Here is a 1,504-nt window from a genome sequence, read left to right as displayed (position 1 = left end):
GATTGCATACGTCCGGGGATACGCCCCGGACGCCCCTCATGTCAGGCATGTCGGTTATGATTCCAGCCTTCTACCAAGAATTCGCAGACGCAGGCCATTTGTAGAGGACTGAGTCTGTCCAAAAGTCATTCAGGGAATACCGATAGCCACCACAGACAGTGTCAAATTGACTGTACCAGCGTAGGTTCCTGAACGGTTGCTCTGGGTAGGCTTGGCAACCGTGACCGTGAGGGTTTTGTTATAGCCACTGCCAGTATCCGCAGCATTGCCAGTGCCTGCGACTTCTGTCGCTAGGCTTGCGCCCGTCACCGTTGCAGTGAGGGTGTTCTGAGGGGCAGGGTCAGAGGAGGTAGTCCCTGCCCTCTGGAGGGTGACTGTCGTGTCGCTGTCCAACCGGAAGTTCACTCCAGTGTTGCACACGATGTTGACCACGCTGATGGCGCTCACGGAAGCGTCCTGCTGAATCCAGTACATCACCGGGATGGTCACGGGGTTGGGCTGGGTCATGGCGCAACTATCGCCAACCGATGCATTGACCTGAAAGTTGTTTGAGCCGCTGCTGACGCCCTGTAAGATCACGGGGGCAGCAAGAGTGGTGGAGGTGAGCATGGCGGCCACAAGAGCAAGATATTTCATATGAATTCCTCCGAACTAGGGCAATTTGGTTGCCTGAGCCAGGCTTTTATCTTGACTGAGTACAAGCAAAAAAATGGGCGATAAGGGAGTGTGCAAATTCCTGTCAGCCCGCTGCCTTTTCTCACCCAAATTCCAGACTGGCGCGACCTACAACGAATCACGTATCCGTGGGAAGCCCTCTGGGCGCTCATCCTCACGGGTTTGATCAGTGGGCCTGAGAATATCCTGGCTCTTTCCGACTGGCTCCATGCCCACCGAACGACACTTATTCAGCGGCTCAGCTTGCCGGGGGTACCCCGGCAAGCCACGCTCTACCGCTTTTTCTGGAATCTCGATCTCCATCCTGGAGAACTTCAGACTGCCCTGCTCACCTGGGTCAAGGCATGTCATCCAGATCTCGATGCAGAACGTCTGGTCTTGCTGGCAGGCGATGGCAAAGTCTTGAAGGGCAGCGCACGACAGGGCGAATCCGCCCTGTCGTTTCTCTCCGTTTTCTTCCACGAACTGTCGCTGACTGTCGCTCAGATGCCACAGAACGGACGCCATGAAGCACGTGTCCTGGATGACATGCTGGACATCATCAACAGCATGTTTGGAACAACCTGGTTGATCACGCTGGACGCCGCCTACACCGAGCAAGGGTTGACAGGCAGGATCATCGAAGCAGGCGGGGCCTACCTCGTCCCACTCAAGAACAACACGAGAGTTCTCAAGGAATGGGCAGAAGTGGCTTTCCAGCACCCTCCGACAACAGTGTTCCAGGATCACGAGCGGCGCAGTGGTGAGACGTGGATTCGCACCACCAGCACCCAAACGGCCATTCCCGATGATGTCCTCTCCTCACTTCCTGCGGCCCAAACCCTGATCC

The 1,504-nt window shown here is 56.2% G+C and carries 2 protein-coding genes; one reads left to right on the top strand and one right to left on the bottom strand.

Annotated features, from left to right (window positions below; genetic code table 11):
• Positions 1-129: 129 nt before the first annotated feature.
• Positions 130-636, bottom strand: coding sequence for a CS1 type fimbrial major subunit (locus tag BOO71_RS18085; RefSeq protein ID WP_075834709.1), 507 nt, complete (start codon positions 634-636; stop codon positions 130-132).
• Between the two features lie 90 nt (positions 637-726).
• On the opposite strand from BOO71_RS18085, the gene BOO71_RS27145 reads away from it, so the two are divergent.
• A partial coding sequence (locus BOO71_RS27145; protein WP_139323021.1) for an ISAs1 family transposase occupies positions 727-1,504 on the top strand: 778 nt, incomplete at its 3' end.

The sequence above is a fragment of the Deinococcus marmoris genome (assembly GCF_001949125.1).
Lineage (GTDB): Bacteria > Deinococcota > Deinococci > Deinococcales > Deinococcaceae > Deinococcus > Deinococcus marmoris_A.
The sequence above is the reverse complement of the archived record's forward strand: the minus strand, read 5'-3'. Positions and strand labels throughout refer to the sequence as shown.

Bases quoted from the DNA above. Each gene is read 5' to 3' on its own strand.
- BOO71_RS18085 (WP_075834709.1), bottom strand. From the start codon at position 636: ATGAAATATCTTGCTCTTGTGGCCGCCATGCTCACCTCCACCACTCTT.